Origin of the sequence: Exiguobacterium sp. s138 (assembly GCF_018618775.1) — a bacterium.
Classification (GTDB): Bacteria; Bacillota; Bacilli; order Exiguobacteriales; family Exiguobacteriaceae; genus Exiguobacterium_A; species Exiguobacterium_A artemiae.
In genome coordinates this window covers 497,685-514,458 of the sequence record NZ_JACSMW010000002.1, presented here as the reverse complement: position 1 = coordinate 514,458, position 16,774 = coordinate 497,685, and the positions used below count along the sequence as shown (strand labels likewise).

The following is a 16,774-nucleotide window of genomic DNA, read 5'->3' as shown; positions in this document are numbered from 1 at the left end:
TTGCCATTCCCGTCGTCTGCAAATATGTGGTAAATTTAGAGGATAGAAAAATGACAACCAGATCGACATCACCGTCAACTATTTCGTAAAGAGGTGGAATTATGAACAAAGAAGATCATCAAATTGCCCGCAAGCTCGTATCTACGTATTTGACAGGGACTCAAATCTCGACGATTCACCTGACAGGCTTTATCAGCATCGAACTGATTAATCTTTATGATGCCACGATTCCAGATATCTCAATCCGGATTGAAACCGACCGCTTGTATTACGGGGATGTCGAATCTTCGAAGGACTGGGTCGTCCGCCATATGCCGAAAGAAGAGATGCTTCACTTGATTGTGACGTTACATACCGAACGAATCATTGCCGTCCGAATCGGAAAAGCCGCTCCTCATCTGTTCATCACCTTCAGTTCGGGAAAAACGCTTGTGATCAACGGGTCGGATACGTATTACGAATCATGGGCCATCGATATGACGTTACCTGATAAAGGCCTTGTCTCGATCGTCGCCGTACCGGGCGATGAACTGGCCGTTTTCGCTTCCGACAATACGCTTTTGCATAATCAGACACATGAGTGATCAGCTGTCGCACGCCCTGCAGCTTGCCCACTTGCTGGTCGAGAGCCGTTATCCGGATTGTGACGCCGCTTTACTCGCCGGAAGTTTTGTCCGGGGGCAGGCGACTGCGACATCCGATTTGGATCTCGTCGTGTTTTATGAATCCGTTTCCGCTTCTTACCGAGAATCGTTCACCTTCGATCGATATCCGGTTGAGGCGTTCATCCATTCGAGTTCGACGATTCTCGCCTTCTTTCAACAGGATCGCAAGCGGGGGCGCCCTTCCATGCAACGGATGGTCGCGGAAGGTCTCGTCGTGCGGGATCACCCGATGCTTGTGCCGCTGAAAACACAAGCTGAAACGGAGTTACTCGCCGGTCCGCCGATTCTTTCACTTACTGAAATGGACCGGGCCCGGTACTTTCTGACCGATCTGCTTGATGATTTTATCGGCGTGACCGATCGGACGGACGGGCTCGGAATCGCTTCCCGGTTGCTCGAACAAGCAACGGACTTCCGGTTGCGGGCATCCGGTCACTGGACAGGACAAGGAAAATGGCTGATCCGCAGTCTGGCAATCGTCGATCCGGTCGAGGCCACACGATTAGCGGACGCTTTTGATGTGTATTTCCGGTCCGATCAAAAACAGTCTGTCATCGATTTGGTGGAACAGTGGCTCGATGCGCATGGCGGTCGTTATTTTGACGGTTTTTCAATCGGAAAATGAGAAAAGGGGAGAGGCTGATGCTGACTATTCGGGAAGGGACGGAAGAATCCACTCCCTACAAAACGTTTCTGCAAGAAAAAATTCGGACGTATAATGATGAACAATCTCCGCACCATGCCAAAAAACGCCGTACTGCGATATATCCCGTCCATGTGATGGTATTCGAGGAAGAACAGATTGTCGGAGGAATCTATGGGGAAATCTATTGGGGTTGGCTTGAGATTGAATTTCTTTATCTACCGGACAGCTTACGTGCGCAAGGTCTCGGCAGTCAACTGTTACACCGAATCGAAACGTTAGCGCGTCAATCCGGGGTTAACCGCGTTCTTGTGACGACGTTTTCTTTTCAGGCGTATGACTTCTATCAAAAATACGGATATGAGACAGTCGGCGTGATCGCGGACTATCCACCGGGATTCTCGCACTACACACTCGTCAAACACTTTATTCCGTCTTCAGGTTCGGCATGAAGAAACGGATTTGGTTGTTCTTGGCTATGATTTGTCTCGCTGGCGGATTGCTCTCCTCACTGAAACAAACGGCACAGATTGCTGCTTATGGCGTGACGCCTCAAACGCTGATCGATGTCATGAATCAGTACCCGGCGAAGGTTCCGTTCTCGACCAAACAGGTGTACTGGATCGAACCGCTCGGTGACAGCCATACGATTGCATTCGTCAAAACGGAAAAAGCGCATCTGTTACTCGTGTTGCAACAAACGGACTCGACCTATCGGATCGTCCGCCTGATCCGCCAAGCGCCGCAACCAAATGACTGGTTTGAAGGACGGTTACTGGAAATCGAGCAAAAACGTTATTTGGCCGTTTACGGGGAAAATCGCTCCCAAAACCTGAACCGGTTGACGTTTGATCCGTATAAAGCGACGTACGACGGGAAACAGGAACGGAACGTACCGCTGAAAGACATCAAACGGACGCTGGATGTCCGGAATAAGGACAGTTTCCATACGATTCAAGCCTTGCCGGAAGCCTTTCCCCGGTCGCTCTTTTTTGATATTCATGCTGTCGATGCACAGGGCAACGAACAGTTGCGCCGGTTGTCGAATACGCTTGACTGAAGTCTCCGGACTGGGAAGAGCCGTCTTGCGTTCGGTATACTGAAGATAGTTAAGACAGAGGGGGACATAGTATGTGGATTGTCATGAATCAACTGCGTGTACAAAACGGAAAAGCCGATCAAGTCGCGGCACGTTTTCAGACGACAAAAGGAATTGAGCAGATGGATGGATTTGTCCGGATGCAGGTCTTAGTGGATCTCAGTCAGGATGAGCATGATGTCGTCACGATCATGACGACGTGGGACAAACAGGAGCATTTCCATGCCTGGCAGGCGAGCCAGGCCTATAAAGGTGTCCATAAGAAACGGGATGAAGGAACATCGGAAGTCAAACCGCTTGTCCTGTCAAACGCTGTCACGGAATATGCCGTCGTCGCCGATCATACCCACGCTTAAGCAAAACCGTCTTTTCCCATGAATGGGGAAGAGACGGTTTTTGTCTGGAGTGGATGATTCGGAAAGCGGGTAAAAGAATTAAAATTGAACCTCGAGAGGTGACGGAAGATGGCGACACGTAAAGGCATCGTTTCCGGTTTGACAGTTTTGTTCGGCATGATGTTCATCATCGGTTTTTTCCTGTCCGGCGGTTTTGTCTACCTGTACTTTTTTGCCCTGCTGATTGCCTGCGCGTCCTTTTTACGGGAGCGGCTGACGCGCGGGGAGTGGTTGCAGGAAGGAATCGCCTTTATCTTGTTTTGTGCGGTCATTTTCCTCGTCGAACAGCTGATTTTTTAAATCATTTGACCTGATAGGTATCAAGCAGCAAATCGCGCCCTTCTGCAGGCAACTTAAAACTGATCTTCCGGTGGACATCTTCGAGATAGACATCGGTTTTTTTGATCCGCCGGTCGAGATAAATCTTGAACTGTTGTGCTTTTTCGTCCTTCATCAACGTCAAGTACGGCCGCTCGGCGAGTCGTCCTTTCCGCTCCGCCTCTTCACTGTCCTCAATCAGCCGAACCAACTGTTTGGATTCTTCGAGTGACGTCTCGATGTAGGCATCGGGTGCGAGCGGCTCCGCCATATCTAAATCGCCGTTCACAAATTTCAGCTTTCCGAGCGGCCGGTCATGAAACAGGGCGAAACGCGGTAACGAATAGTCCGCGTCGTACAGTTCGTCCGGCGGCACGTCAAGATTAGGCGGAAGTTGTTGTTCGTGCTTGACGGTCAGCTGGTAACGGGTCGTCTGTCCGGTTTTTTCTTTGACGGTGACCGTACCGTAAGTGCCGTCTGCATGTGGTGCCTCCTTGAACTGAATCGTACTTCGCTCCTTCGAAGAATGAATGGGCGCACGATAGCGTGCTTGCCCTATCAGATTCAACTGGACTTCGTACGGTTCTTGAATCTGAATGTTCGATTCGAGAACAAGCGGGACGGATCCGACAAACGGTGTCAGCTCCATGATGTTCGTGACGACCGTCTGTTTCGTTTGATCATTTGTTGCCCGGACGACAAGATAACCGGTCGTCGGGACCGTCAGCTGTCGTGCAGATTTCATCAAGGATCTGCCGGAGATGCGGACACTTTCCTCGAAGTTAGAAGATAACTTCTGAAACTCTATCTGATCGTGAGGCGTGACCAGGTGTTTGGATGGAAAGCGATCCTGTTTTGGAGTCAACTTGTGATAACCGGGTTTTGAAATATAATCATGGCAATACAAAAAACGATCCTGTTTTGTTTTCAGATAGACGGCCTGCTCGCCCATCGATTCCGGAAACTGGCTGACGAGATTAACGAAATATTGTGTGCCGACTGCATAATCCTTCGGGGCAGCCACCCGTTTTGTCGCACACACCTGTTTGATGAGGGCACCCAGCTTCGGATCATCTTTCTTGAGATCAGTCAGGTTCAACGTGTCGTACACTTGCGGTAAGTAGGTGTAATCGATTGGTTTTGCCTCCGGACTACAGCCGCTCAACAGGACGGCACCAAGCAGGACGGGAATCAGTTGACGCATAGTTATTCCTCCACTTCTGTCAGGAGATCGGCTGCGACTTTACCGGACAGTTTCGCTGTTTTTTTCGTTTTTGTATCTTTGACATAGATATCGGTTTTGTTGGCACGTGCTTTTACGTATAGTTCAAACGATTGGCTTTTTCCGTTTTGAATCAATGTCATATACCGGATATCTGCCCGCTTCCCTTGGATTTTTTCAAGCTTTACTTCCTTTAAATCGTTCGAAACCTGCTTGGCAAGCTTGTCCGGTAACAGAGACAATTGCCGGAAGTTTCCGTCTTTGAGTGCAGCGTCGTTCGGATGCAGAAATCCATGAATTTCCTTGCTATCATTTCCAATCCCGTTAAAGCCGCGGACACGAATATCTTTTACTGTTGTCTCGTAACGCAGAGAAATCGTCTTATTCAGCGGCTTTTCCGTGTCTTTTGATTGGAAAGTCACGTACGGAATCGTCTTGTTCACCGGTAAGATGTCAGGAAGCGGGTGATAGGTCAAATCAACGGCTTGTTTACCGATAGTTTTTACAACGTCTTCTTGATTAAAGTACTGGTCTGATTTTATCATCAATGCATATGTCTTGGACGACAGACCCTCCGTCGTCTTTTCGAACGACAACTCAAGTTTCGGATAGGAAAACGATGCCGGTAATCCGAAAAGGGGTTGCTGTTGACCGTCTTCTTCTTTTTCCAGAAACACGAGTTGCCCTGTTACCGGGAACTCGATTGACAGGCGTTGCACGTTCTTTGACACATCTACAGCCTCTGCTTTCCGTTTTGCTGCTTTGTTATATGTACGGACGGTTAAAGCCGGTTCTGTGATCGGTGAACGTTCTTGACCGGAGGTTGATTTCAGCCAAGGATGCTCTTTTAATTGAATCGGGTGCGCCGTCAGCCGATTTGTTTTCGGTGAACGACACGTTAAGTAGTAGGTATCTCCTGTTGCGATGTATTGCAACTCAATCGGCGGGGTATAGGTTCCGACTTGTTGTAAGCTGAAGTAAAGTCCATATTCACCAAGTGTCCGGTATTGTTTCGGCAGGGGAGCCGTCTTTTTTGTGTTTTCGCATGTTTTTAACAGGTAGGCGGACTGCTGTCTCGGTACCGGTTCAAATAATTCATCCGAAAAATTTACAGCTTCCCAGTAATTCGGATTGCGTTCTAACTGTAATAAGGATTCTGTCCCGCATCCTGTCAGGAACAGGCTACCGGCGAAACTGATTGCAAGTACGGATTTTTTAATGGTAATCGCTCCTTCCTTCTTTTAACAATATTTTACCATGAGGACACCCTTTCACTTCCAATAAAATTCAAATCTGAAAATAGAGAGTTATTATAATCTAATCCGGTGAGACGTTGGACAATGTGGACTAAGCTATATGAACAGGCATTTGAACTGTAAAATAAAGACCAAACAGAGCCCTTTAACGTACTAAAAAAAAGACCTGAATTAAAGCCCGTGATCGCTTAAGCGAATCACTTCACATCTTTTGTAAATCCAATATATATAGATGTTCTCCTTCATCTGAAGAAAGAAAAGTAAATGTAAGCTTTTTAAGTAAGTTGATTGAAGGAAGATTTTCAGGTGACACGCTCGCATTTATTCTGACACAACCTTTTTGCTTGACCCAGTCTACAATTGCGGCAAGTACTTCATATGCATAGCCTTGCTTAGCATGAAGAGGACTTATCGTGTATCCCACCCAAAAAGTGCAATGATCCCTTTTTAAATAAATATCACCAATCAATCGATTAGTTGTATTGTTGATTATGGCAAGTTGTGCACCTTTTAAAAGAGAGGGTTCGCTAAGTAATTCTTTAGCATACATTTGCTTGGTCAATCCTTTGAATCCTTGAAACTGCATCCAGTTCTCATCATTTCTATATCGCATAAAATCATCTAGATTTTCTTTATCAAACCGACGTACAGTACATCGCTTAGTTTTTATCTCCATAGAACCTACCGCCTTTTCTGCATATTTCCATTCATCAATCCTGTCCCGTTAGTTGAATAACACCTATTTCCATTATGTGTTATTTCAAAGATATATCAATAATCCTTTCAAAAACGAATGACTTTGCGAAAACAGTTTAAAATTAAGATGTTAGTTTCCGGTTATAACCGGGTATCTTCTAATTGTGCACGGAAGTTACATCAATTAAAACAATGGGGGTTTTTACAGATGGGTACATTTATTCAGGCAGTCGACGGAACGAAGATTTATGTAGAAGATATCGGTTCAGGACAACCGGTCGTGATGCTCCACGGATGGCCGGCAAACAATAACATGTTCGAATATCAGAAAAACCGTCTGCTCGAAGAAGGCTACCGTTATATCGGCGTCGATTACCGCGGCTACGGTAAATCGGATGCGCCGGCGACCGGATATGACTATACGACGATGGCGTCGGATATCAACGAAGTGATTCAGCAATTGAAATTAACGAACGTCACATTACTCGGTTTCTCGATGGGCGGCGGAATCGCTTTAAAATACCTCTTGAATCACGGAGAGTCAAACGTCTCAAAACTGATCCTAGCAGGGGCGGCTGCACCGGTCTTCACGCAACGCGACGGTTATCCGTACGGCATGAAGAAAGAGGAAGTCGATGCCTTGATTGAGGACACGAAACAGGACCGTCCATCGATGTTAAAAGGATTCGGGGAAATCTTTTTTGCGAAAGAGCATCCGGAACCGCTCCAGCAATGGTTCCATAATTTGAGTGTCGATGCTTCATCCCACGGTACAATCCAGTCAGCAATTGCCTTACGGGACGAAGACTTACGGGACGGTCTGCCGAAGATTTCGGTCGATACACTCATCATGCACGGTAAAAAAGATCAAGTCTGTCCGTTCGAGTTTGCTGAAGTCATGCATGAAAACATCAACGGTTCACGTCTTGAAGTCTTTGAAGAGAGCGGACACGGGATGTTCCTCGACGAACGCGAGAAGTTCACGGAAACACTGGTTGCGTATTTAAAATCAGGTCAATCGGTCTGATATCGGTCATAAAAGTCCGTTTCTACGAAGATCAGGGTGGCAGATTCCAAATCTGTCACCCTGATCTCTTTTTGAGTTTGCGTCTTTTGAATGAAACTATCAGATCTCGGAAAGGATAACGTCTGGAACTGTTCCGAATTAAGGTGCTTCTAATTGTTCGCTGACTTGGCGTGCCAACTCACCTGACAATCGGGCACTTTTTTTCGTCCGTTGATCCTGCAAATAAAGGTCCGTCTTATTCGCACGTTTTTTCAGATACACGTTAAACGTTTGCGTGTTGCCGTATTCAAGCAATGTCATATAAGAAAATGGTGTGCGTGTACCTCGCGGATCTTCCAACGTCACCGCCTTTAACTCTTCCGTCATCGCCCGGGAAAGCCGCTCCGGCAGAATGACCATCTCACTTAATTTCGCCTGTTCAAACGATTTCATCGTCGGATGGAAGTAAGCCGTGATTCCGTGCGGCTCATCTTCGAGTTGGTATTCCTTGACCGGACGGTAAAGCGGCCGATAACGAACGGACAGCGTCTTTTCTTCCACTACCCGTTCTTTTTTTACGACTTGAAGGTTCACAAAGGGAACGGTTTGATTGACCGGTAATGTTTTCGGCAAGGAAAGTTGCTTCGTTTTGATCCGGGTCGATTTGTCAGCTGTCATGATTTGTCGATCCGTCATGTCCCAACCGTCACGTGAAAAAGTCAACGAGCGGGACGTTGATCCGTCGATATGACGGCGGCTCACCAAATAAAACTCGCCTTGCTGGTGAAGGGACGACAGCGGAATGTTTCGAATGATGTGCTCTTGACCGGACTCTGTCATGACAAACAACAACTGTCCCGAAATCGGCAATTGAAACGCATGGTACGGCTTCAAATCCTTCGCAAATTCATTGTCTACGCTCATTTCCTGATTGACGGATACATGTCGGTCCATTTGTTCTTCTGTCAACGGAATCGAGACGGGTGCTTGAAGGGCGACATGATCCGAATCCTTCGTCAAGCGGACCCACGGATGGTCCGACGCTTTCACCGGATGGACACGCAAGTCCTGTGTCTTCGGCGAGCGACATGACAGGTACATCTGATTGCCCTGTGCCAAATAAACAATCTCGGTCGGAAACGGCGCAATTCCCAGATTATTTAACGTAAAAAACATGCCAAATGTCTCTAATGTCCGATATGATTTCGGAAGAGACACCGTTTTGTTCTGCATACAGGTCCGCAACATTTGGTTCTTTTGTTCAACGGGGACTTCCTGATCCGAGTGTTCGTCGGAAACAAAGGAATAGGCGGACCAATTGGAAGGGACAGGCTGAAGATCCAGCAAACGTTCTTGCCCGCAGCCGGTTAACACGATGCTGGATAGAAGCGCGAGAATCCGTACATTATTCTTGATGATAATTCCTCCTTTAATGAATTATCCATTATATTACCATGTTCACGAGATCATCTTCCTTTTTTTAAACATATTCCCTAAACGAAAAACAGGCAGAAAAGATGAGCGATTCACCTTTCTGCCTGTTGATTCAGACCGTGTATTTCTTAATGAATCGTCGGTCGATCCATTGTTTGAAGTACCAGCTGAGCCGGTTGGTTCGGTAAAATCGGCCGTACAGCAAGGTGGCCTGGCGATGACCGAGTGCAAGCAGCGTCAAATAATACCGTTGCGGTCGAAACGTCCGTAACGGTTCGTCGTTCACGAACCGGATTAAATTCTGAAGCAACAGCGGAGCCTGGCGCACCGCCGTCACCCCATTCTTTGGTGTTTCCGGGTATGCGGTCAGAGTCGCACAGTCCCCGACGGCAAAAATCGACGGATCCTCGAGCGACTGCAGTGTCTCGTGCACCAGTAAAAATCCACGCGCATCACAGTACAAGTCGGATGCCCGGAACAGTTCGGTTGCACTGGCGCCGCCTAAAAATAAGACGGCATCTGTCTCAATGGAATGCCCGGACCGCAAGTGCGCCGTTTGACCGTCCAGCGTTTCGAACCGGTCCACGATTCGGTTGACGCCCAGCTGATCGAGTCGCGCGGCCAGTTCCGGACCTGCCGGATGACCGCTGAGCAACGGCTCTTCATGAATCAGGGTGACCGGTGTACCGTTTGACTGAAAGGATGCGGCCATCTCGACTGCCGCTGCACCACTGCCGACGATGACAGGGGAGTCGGCACTCCGGAACGTCTGGAACGCATCTTCCACCCGATAGTTCGGTTTGATCGTGACATGAATCGGGGTGCTTGCTTCCCAGTCGCTCGAACCGATGTTGCAGGACACGATATCATATGGGACGACCCGTCCGGACTGACAAATGACCTGTTTGCCCGCGGCATCGATCCGCATGACCCGGTCCTCAATCCATGTCTTACCGTGCCGTTCACATAATACTTTGACATCGATGCGGGTTTCGTCGAGTGTATAGGTGCCGTCTGCTAATCCGGAGAACATGCCGGAATAATACTGATAACGGGAGGGGGTGACGACAATCCAGTCGATTTCCGGATGACTCCCTTGTTTGATGCATTCTAAATGCGCATGACCTGCGCCGACTAAGACCATTCGCTTCACGACATTCACCTGCTTTTTTTGAATTCTCTGCATCTGAGAATATGATTCCCTCAACTGAGTGGACATAATCTTCTGCTTGTCAGACAAAAAGGCGAAGCGACGTCGTGATGATGCAGACGAGACCGAAAAACAATCCATCAACGCGGGTGACGACCGGTCGGACATAATAGGTCCGGTCCGGTTGGAACTGACGGGCTTCCATCGCAATCGCAATCCGTTCCGAGCGGATGATGCTCGTCGTAAACAGCGGCAGACTGATTGCGAAAAACGTCTGCCACGGCCAAATCGACCGTTGTTGCCGGATCCGGCGTGCCTGGCGGATGGTCCGGATCGCCTGACGGAAAATCGGGATGAAGCGAAGTCCGGCTAAAAATCCGTAAGCCAGACGGACCGGCAGACGGCATTGATGAATCAGGCTCATGACGAACCGGGTCGGATCGGTCGTTGCGACGAACGTTATGCTCAGCAGGACAAAAGCCAGCATCCGCGTTGCAACCAGCCAGGCATGAGCAAGACTCTCTTCCGTGATCCGGAACCAACCGAACGCCCACAGTTCCGTTTCCCCTTTTCCGAACGCCGCCATCATCCAAAACGTCAGCAAAAATAATACCGTATACGGCACAAGACGGAAGACCAGCGTGGACAGCTTCCATCCGGAACAGGCTACACCGACGGCTGCAAACAGAAGCAAGGCGACTGTCACCGGCAGACGTGACGTCGTAATCAGCAACAGCATGACATACACCAGTGTTCCGAGCTTCACGGCGGGATTAAGGCGTGCGAGCAGCGAATTGTTTTCCTGCACGGTGTTTCACCTCCTCGAGTTGCTGATAGCGTACCGATACCGGGCGGATCAACTGGTTATGCTCAAGCAATGATTCGTTCCGGAACAATTCATCCGGTGCCCCGTCAAATTGAATGTGCTTCTCGCCGATGACGACAACGCGGTCGGCGTAACGGTAGACCAGCTCCATGTCGTGCGTCACCATGATCAGCGTAGTTCCCGCTTCCCGGGCTTGGTGTAACACATCGAGAATCTGAGCGGTCGTCTCAGCATCTTGTCCGAAGGTCGGTTCATCGAGTAACAGGACAGCTTTTCGTTCCAGCAACATCGTCGCGACACTTAAGCGTCTTTTTTGCCCGAGACTGAGTGCAAGCGGGGACTGAGCGGCGACATCCTCCAAACGGTAGTGTTGCAGGGCGTCAGCTACTTGACTTCGTGCCGTTGACGGAGAGCTGATGGCCAGTTCATCGGCGACCGTCTGTTTCAGAAATTGAAACTCCGGTTGCTGAAAGACGAAACCAACTTGCCGGTAAAACGTCCGGTCCCGCCATTTTTTCAAAGGTGTCTGAAACAGCTTGATCGTCCCGCTTTGCGCCGGCAACAGTTTTGCCAGCGTCTCAAGCAGGGTGCTTTTACCGGCAGCGTTGCGTCCGACGAGCATGATCCATTCTCCGGCGGACGCGGTCAGCGAAATCCGGTCGAGAATCACCCGTTTGCCATGCGTGATCGTCACATCGGTCAAATCAAACGTCGTTTCGTTTGCCACCGGACGTCTTGCGACGGGCGGGTTATTCAGAAACCGCGCTGTTGCGACCGTCAGCGGAATCGTCTCGAGTGTATAAGGATAGAGCAATGGCGACATGATACCGTGCCGGATCAGTTCCTCCCGTTTCTCTTCGAAGACTTCAAGCGGGGAACCGTCAAGCCTCAGCTGTCCTTCCCGAAAGACCAACACACGGTCAGCAAACGTCACACATTCTTCCAGTTGATGTTCGATCAACACCAGTGTCACGTTCGGATTGTGATGCAATTCTTCAATCAGCTCCATCATCAATCGGCGGCCGTGCGGATCGAGTTGCGCCGTCGGTTCATCGAGTAACAGGATGTCCGGTTCGAGTGCCAACACACAGGCCAAAGCAAGCCGTTGTTTCATCCCGCCGGACAGTCCGGCAATTTGCGTCGTCAAGGCGAGGTCGAGTCCAACCCGTTTCAACACCGTTCTGATTCGTTCTTCCATTTCATCGCGGGGAATACTCCGGTTTTCCAGACTGAAGGCGATTTCCGCCCCGACCGTCTGCATGCAAAACTGATCGTCCGGCTGTTGAAACAGCATGCCGACGGTTCCGTCTGCGCGCCATTCACCGGTGACTTCCGCCTCAATCGTTTCCGGCATCAGACCGGCAAGCGTATGCAAGAAGGTCGTTTTGCCGCTGCCGCTCGGACCAATCAATAAGGTCGTCTCTCCTTGCCGGAGCGACACGGTCAAGTCGTTTAAAACATCTCGGTCTTGATCCGGATAGCGGACGGTCAGATTCCGGCACCACATCAGGCAGCCCGCCGTTTCTGTTGTCGTCCGACGGCGTAACCGTTCAGCGTTCCCGTCTTGACGAGTGAGTCGACGATGATTTTCGCGAGCAATCCGCCAAGTAATGCCCCACTGACCAGTTGCAGGGAAAACGTCAATAGCAGTGTCGTCGTCGTATAGTAGGCGAACCCATTGACGACCAGACTATAGACCATACTTCCGACAGCCGCAAACATGCCCGACAGCATCAAGGTGAAGGTGTTGAAGTTCCGGTAGCCGACTAACAGAAAAGCAACCTCAGCGCCAATGCCTTGCGCAAGTCCAATCAATAAAGCCGATAAACCGAAGTGACTCCCTGTAAACAACTCGACGGCAGCAGCGACGACTTCTGCAATCAATGCCGCGCCTGGTTTTTGAATGATGTAGGCGACAAGGGGACTGGCGATGACCCAGATGCCGAACATCCAGTTTGCTCCGACCGGTCCAAAGATGGCCGAGATCGGCAACCATAACGTCGACCATCCTAAGTAGAGGACACCACAAGCTACGGCGAGCATCATCATGACGATGATTTCTTTCATTTTCCAACTGTTCATAATCACTTCTCCTTTGAATGCACACCCACAAAGAAACCACAAAAAAAGACCGCCCTCTATGAAAAGAGAGCGGTCGTGTAACCTGCAAGATGCAGAAAAAGAGCACGAGGATTCCGCTCCACTTTCCTACGCTAGTATGAACTAGATCAGGTTCAAAGGGTCCGAAGTAAATCGTCTCAGCCGAGCGGGCTCCCCTAGTGGATGTGTCAATGATGTGTACCTTCTTCACTGTACGGCTGTCGCCGCGACTTGTCAATATGCATAAAAAAACCTCCCACGAGGGGAGGGGAGAAAAGATTACTCTTTATCTTCTTTGTTTTCTTCAGCTTGCTCTTCAGAAGTTTGTTCTGAATCGTCTGTCGCTGTATCCGCATCAGCTGCTTGTGCCTCAGCTTCTGCTTCTTCGATTTCTTCAAGTTCAGCTTCAAGTGTCGATTCAACGACCGCTGCAACTTGGATGTCACCTTCTGTGACGACACGGAAATCTTTTTCTTCCGGAAGATCAGCGACTGTAATCGAATCTCCGATTGCAAGTTCCGTTACATCCACTTCGATGCGTTCCGGTAATTTATCTGGTGTTGCGGCAACTGTTACTTTAAAGAGTGTTTGTGAAAGGAATCCGCCAAGTTTCGCGCCAGCTGCTTCGCCGACCAGGACGATATCCGTTTCGACTTCTGTTTCTTCATCCATTTTAACAGCGATGAATTCAACGTGTTTGATTGTTGGTGTAAAGATGTCCATATCGAGTTTGTTGATCAATGTGTTGACCTTTTTACCGCCGATTTGAAGAGCAACCAAGACGTTTTCGCCGTGATCACGGACAACTTTGACCAATTCTTTTTCGTCGAATGAAATCGGTGTGCTTTCCACTTTGTAGCCATACACGACACCAAGAGCTTTTCCTTCATGACGTAATTGCTTTCTAAGTGAGCGCGGGCGTACTTCGCGTTCTTCTACTTTTAATGTTACTGACATGTTCATTTCCCCCTTGAATTTGGTATAGCCCTCAAAAGGTAATGAATGTAGGAGTGGAACAATAGGTTCCAACAGAAATTCATGCGCTAAATGCTAGTTCAACTGGATTTCATTCAGAAATGAAAAACGAAGTGAGTAAGTAGCATTTCTCTCCCAGGTCATTACGCTGATATTGAGAAACAATAATTGAAAAGCGACCGTGTTGTACGGTGCTAATGTAGATATACCCCTATCTTTCAAAAGTTAAAACCTTTTTTTCTGAATTTGATTGTCGAAAGACCTTCAAACCTGTTGATAGACAACGGATTGAAGGTCCTTCATTTTTTTAAGATTTTCTTTGATTTGTGTGGTTACTCACCTGCTGAATCGATAAAAGCGGGGGAATCGAGCAGACGGACGAGTTCACGAATCGTTAAAATATCCGGCTTCTGATCCGATAAGACGGCATCAATCATCGTCGCTTTGCGATCTTGTAATTCCGCCATCTTTTCCTCGATCGTTCCGGTCATCAACAGCTTGATCACTTCGACCGGTGACTGCTGTCCCAATCGATGAGCCCGGTCAGCCGCTTGTTGCTCGACGGCCGGATTCCACCAACTGTCGTACAAAATGACGGTATCTGCCGTCGCCAGATTCAGACCGGTCCCGCCGGCCTTCAAGGAAATCAGGAAGAGATCAACTTCACCGGCATTAAACCTTTCACACAGTGCGACCCGGTCCTCAACCGGTGTCTCACCCGTCAGCAGAAAGTGGGCACGTTGTCGTGCTGCCAGTCGTTCCCGAATCCGGGCCAGCATCTTCGTATACTGGGAAAAAATCAGGATCCGGTGTCCGGCGGCTAATTTTTCTTCAATTAACGTCAGCAGACGTTCGAGTTTTGTGGATTCGCCTGTATAATCTTCGACAAACAGCGCCGGATCACAGCAAATCTGCCGTAAGCGGGTCAAACCGGCCAGCAACTTAATCCGGTCCTCACGTTTCGTTTCATCCAAATGACGCAATGTTTCCAGTTGCAGTTTAGATAAGTAGGAGGCGTAAAGCTTTTTCTGTGTCGGGCCAAGGTCTGTATAGTGATGGACAATCTGCTTCTTCGGTAAATCCTGCAACACCTCATCTTTGGTCCGCCGCATCAGAAACGGACGGATGAATCGTTTGATCTCGTCATGCGACCACGTTTGAAACGTCTGTAAGTCCGGCAGCAAGGAAGGGAAGATGACTCGGAAAATCGACCAGAGATCATCGGTCCGGTTTTCAAGCGGCGTTCCGGTCAAGGCAAACCGACGTTTCGCCCGAATCCGGCGCAAGCGGACAGCGGTTTGTGACGCCGGATTCTTCAGATGTTGTGCCTCATCAAAAATTACGACGTCGTATTCGACGGCCTGGTGTGCCTCCATGTCGGCTCGTAACGACGGGTAGGAAATCAAAAAAATCCCGTCCGCTGGTACTGTCTCGATTTGGTCCAAGCGGTGCTTTCGCGCTCCGGTCAACAGATGGACCGTTCTCGTCGGGGCAAATCGCGTGAGTTCCGCCTGCCAGTTATGGAGCAGGGAGGCCGGGGCGACAATTAAGACCCGTCCCGGCGGCAGCGTCTCAAGACACCCAATCGCCTGAATCGTTTTCCCGAGTCCCATCTCATCCGCTAAAATCCCGTGCCCGTCGTGTCCGGCGAGATTCGCCATGAACTGGATCCCTGCCCGCTGATATGGATACAAGTGGCGGTCGAGTACTTCCGGGAAGTTCAGGTAGACTCCTGTTCCATTTTTCAGCTCGAGCCATCGTTCTGTTAATTGTTTATGGACATGCAAGAAGGAGGCGCCGACCAGATGTTTGAGGTTCGGCAGAGCCGGCGCGCGCAACACCGCTTCAAGTTGGTCCTGCTCTGCTGCTTCGAGTTGTCGAAAGACGCGTTGCAACTGTTCAAACGCCCGGTTCTCAAACGAGACAAACTGACCGTTCTTTAACCGGTGATACGTTTTCCGGGTGACAAGCGACTGCAAGACCTGTTTCAGTTCGACTTCCGGAATCCCGTCCATGGAAAAGCGGAAGGTTAACCAATCCAGGCGGTCCGTCGTGTCGACATCAATCCGCGGATGGAACGGTCCGTTCGGTAAGGATTGGCGGATACTTTCCGTCACTTGAACGACGAGTTCACCGTAAACGACACGGGGATCGAGCAAACCTTTCAGAAATTGATATTCCGCCGCTTCTTCCTCTAATCGATAGCGACCGTTCCGCTCGAGGAAGCCACTCTCCGTCACGTAGCGGAGGACGGCTCCTTCGAGCGATACATCGCGCCCGAGCCAATCTGTCTCTTGCAACGGATTAATCCGAACTCCCTGATAGATAAACGTCACGAGCAGTTCAAGTCCACCAGCTTCCCGGTCCAGCGCCAGCTCGACCGTCGGCGGACCGCTGACGAGCCGTTGTTTGAGCGGGGGACTGAGCCAGACATCGGCAAGATTCCGTAAGTGGTCACGCCTTTGTAAAAGTCGGTCAAAATACATTGGGCTGATGATAAAACGTTGTTGCGCCGTGATGCTTTCCATCACAATCGCCGAACCGTTGACATCAAATCTGATTTTTGCCCGTTCCGCTTTACTTAATGTTTGCAAATAAGCCGTCACCGCGGCATCTTCGGTCTGCCGCGTCGTCGCAAACGGACGGATTAATGATTGATTTCCACCAGGTGTGCCGTAGACTTGCACATGATGCATCGCTAGCAACACGGCAACGATATGTCCGCAAAACGATTGATCCATCGCAAGTGACGGACAGTTGCAACCGGCATCGACGCCGTGTTCCTTGACGCGAACGGTGACGGTGAACAGGTCTTCGCCTTGAACGGCGGCTTCGACAAGCAAGTCACCGGATTGGTAGTTTCGCAGCGTGACTTTTTTAGCGGCGACATAGCGTTTGCCGCGACGGAACGCATAGGTATCCGACATTTGTTTGATTTTCCGTTCACTTAGTCCATAATTCATCTCGTAACTCCTTTCATCAGGATATA

The 16,774-nt window shown here is 49.5% G+C and carries 17 protein-coding genes and 1 riboswitch; of the genes, 7 read left to right on the top strand and 10 right to left on the bottom strand.

The window, feature by feature from the left end; translation table 11 throughout:
- Window positions 1-101: 101 nt before the first annotated feature.
- The 6 genes from KNP91_RS06490 (at window position 102) to KNP91_RS06465 (ending at window position 3,102) form a co-directional block, all read left to right on the top strand.
- Complete coding sequence (locus tag KNP91_RS06490) at window positions 102-584, top strand: hypothetical protein (RefSeq protein ID WP_012370446.1); 483 nt, start codon at window positions 102-104, stop codon at window positions 582-584.
- Window positions 577-1,290: a nucleotidyltransferase domain-containing protein gene (locus KNP91_RS06485; protein WP_214764754.1), complete on the top strand. Its 714-nt coding sequence runs from the start codon at window positions 577-579 to the stop codon at window positions 1,288-1,290. Before KNP91_RS06490 ends, KNP91_RS06485 begins: the two co-directional genes overlap by 8 nt.
- A gap of 17 nt (window positions 1,291-1,307) precedes the next feature.
- Window positions 1,308-1,760, top strand: a complete 453-nt coding sequence (locus tag KNP91_RS06480; protein ID WP_214764753.1) for a GNAT family N-acetyltransferase — start codon at window positions 1,308-1,310, stop codon at window positions 1,758-1,760.
- Window positions 1,757-2,368, top strand: a complete 612-nt coding sequence (locus KNP91_RS06475) for a hypothetical protein (RefSeq protein ID WP_214849235.1) — start codon at window positions 1,757-1,759, stop codon at window positions 2,366-2,368. The genes KNP91_RS06480 and KNP91_RS06475 overlap by 4 nt, the downstream gene beginning before the upstream one ends.
- A gap of 71 nt (window positions 2,369-2,439) precedes the next feature.
- On the top strand, window positions 2,440-2,763 hold the full coding sequence (locus KNP91_RS06470) for an antibiotic biosynthesis monooxygenase (RefSeq protein WP_214849232.1): 324 nt from the start codon (window positions 2,440-2,442) through the stop codon (window positions 2,761-2,763).
- Window positions 2,764-2,871: 108 nt separating this feature from the next.
- Window positions 2,872-3,102, top strand: a complete 231-nt coding sequence (locus KNP91_RS06465; RefSeq protein ID WP_214849230.1) for a hypothetical protein — start codon at window positions 2,872-2,874, stop codon at window positions 3,100-3,102.
- A 1-nt stretch (window position 3,103) separates the two neighbouring features.
- Here KNP91_RS06465 and KNP91_RS06460 read toward each other — a convergent pair whose 3' ends face one another.
- The 3 genes from KNP91_RS06460 to KNP91_RS06450 form a co-directional block, all read right to left on the bottom strand.
- Window positions 3,104-4,324, bottom strand: a complete 1,221-nt coding sequence (locus KNP91_RS06460; RefSeq protein WP_214764750.1) for a hypothetical protein — start codon at window positions 4,322-4,324, stop codon at window positions 3,104-3,106.
- Window positions 4,325-4,326: 2 nt separating this feature from the next.
- Entirely contained in the window at window positions 4,327-5,277 is a 951-nt protein-coding gene (locus KNP91_RS06455; RefSeq protein ID WP_251135915.1) for a hypothetical protein, read from the bottom strand.
- 523 nt (window positions 5,278-5,800) lie between these two features.
- Window positions 5,801-6,274: a GNAT family N-acetyltransferase gene (locus tag KNP91_RS06450; protein ID WP_214764749.1), complete on the bottom strand. Its 474-nt coding sequence runs from the start codon at window positions 6,272-6,274 to the stop codon at window positions 5,801-5,803.
- Window positions 6,275-6,502: 228 nt separating this feature from the next.
- Between KNP91_RS06450 and KNP91_RS06445 the strand changes: the two genes are divergently transcribed.
- Complete coding sequence (locus KNP91_RS06445) at window positions 6,503-7,321, top strand: alpha/beta fold hydrolase (protein WP_214764748.1); 819 nt, start codon at window positions 6,503-6,505, stop codon at window positions 7,319-7,321.
- A 138-nt stretch (window positions 7,322-7,459) separates the two neighbouring features.
- On the opposite strand, the gene KNP91_RS06440 is transcribed toward KNP91_RS06445, so the two are convergent.
- From KNP91_RS06440 to KNP91_RS06410, 7 genes are all read right to left on the bottom strand, one after another.
- Entirely contained in the window at window positions 7,460-8,476 is a 1,017-nt protein-coding gene (locus tag KNP91_RS06440; protein WP_214764747.1) for a hypothetical protein, read from the bottom strand.
- 370 nt (window positions 8,477-8,846) lie between these two features.
- The gene (locus KNP91_RS06435; protein ID WP_251135954.1) at window positions 8,847-9,878 is read right to left on the bottom strand and encodes an FAD-dependent oxidoreductase; all 1,032 of its coding nucleotides are present in this window, start codon (window positions 9,876-9,878) and stop codon (window positions 8,847-8,849) included.
- An 88-nt stretch (window positions 9,879-9,966) separates the two neighbouring features.
- Window positions 9,967-10,692 (bottom strand): energy-coupling factor transporter transmembrane component T family protein, encoded by a 726-nt coding sequence (locus tag KNP91_RS06430; RefSeq protein WP_214849225.1) that lies wholly within the window; start codon window positions 10,690-10,692, stop codon window positions 9,967-9,969.
- Window positions 10,658-12,217: an ABC transporter ATP-binding protein gene (locus tag KNP91_RS06425; protein ID WP_214764744.1), complete on the bottom strand. Its 1,560-nt coding sequence runs from the start codon at window positions 12,215-12,217 to the stop codon at window positions 10,658-10,660. The genes KNP91_RS06430 and KNP91_RS06425 overlap by 35 nt, the downstream gene beginning before the upstream one ends.
- Window positions 12,217-12,792, bottom strand: a complete 576-nt coding sequence (locus tag KNP91_RS06420) for an ECF transporter S component (RefSeq protein ID WP_012370460.1) — start codon at window positions 12,790-12,792, stop codon at window positions 12,217-12,219. Before KNP91_RS06420 ends, KNP91_RS06425 begins: the two co-directional genes overlap by 1 nt.
- A 106-nt stretch (window positions 12,793-12,898) precedes the next feature.
- A riboswitch (TPP riboswitch) is annotated at window positions 12,899-12,998 on the bottom strand.
- A gap of 91 nt (window positions 12,999-13,089) precedes the next feature.
- Window positions 13,090-13,767, bottom strand: coding sequence for a 50S ribosomal protein L25/general stress protein Ctc (locus KNP91_RS06415; RefSeq protein WP_026832883.1), 678 nt, complete (start codon window positions 13,765-13,767; stop codon window positions 13,090-13,092).
- Between the two features lie 350 nt (window positions 13,768-14,117).
- A complete protein-coding gene (locus KNP91_RS06410; RefSeq protein WP_214849222.1) occupies window positions 14,118-16,748 on the bottom strand; it encodes a DEAD/DEAH box helicase in 2,631 nt (876 codons plus the stop codon).
- Window positions 16,749-16,774 lie beyond the last annotated feature (26 nt).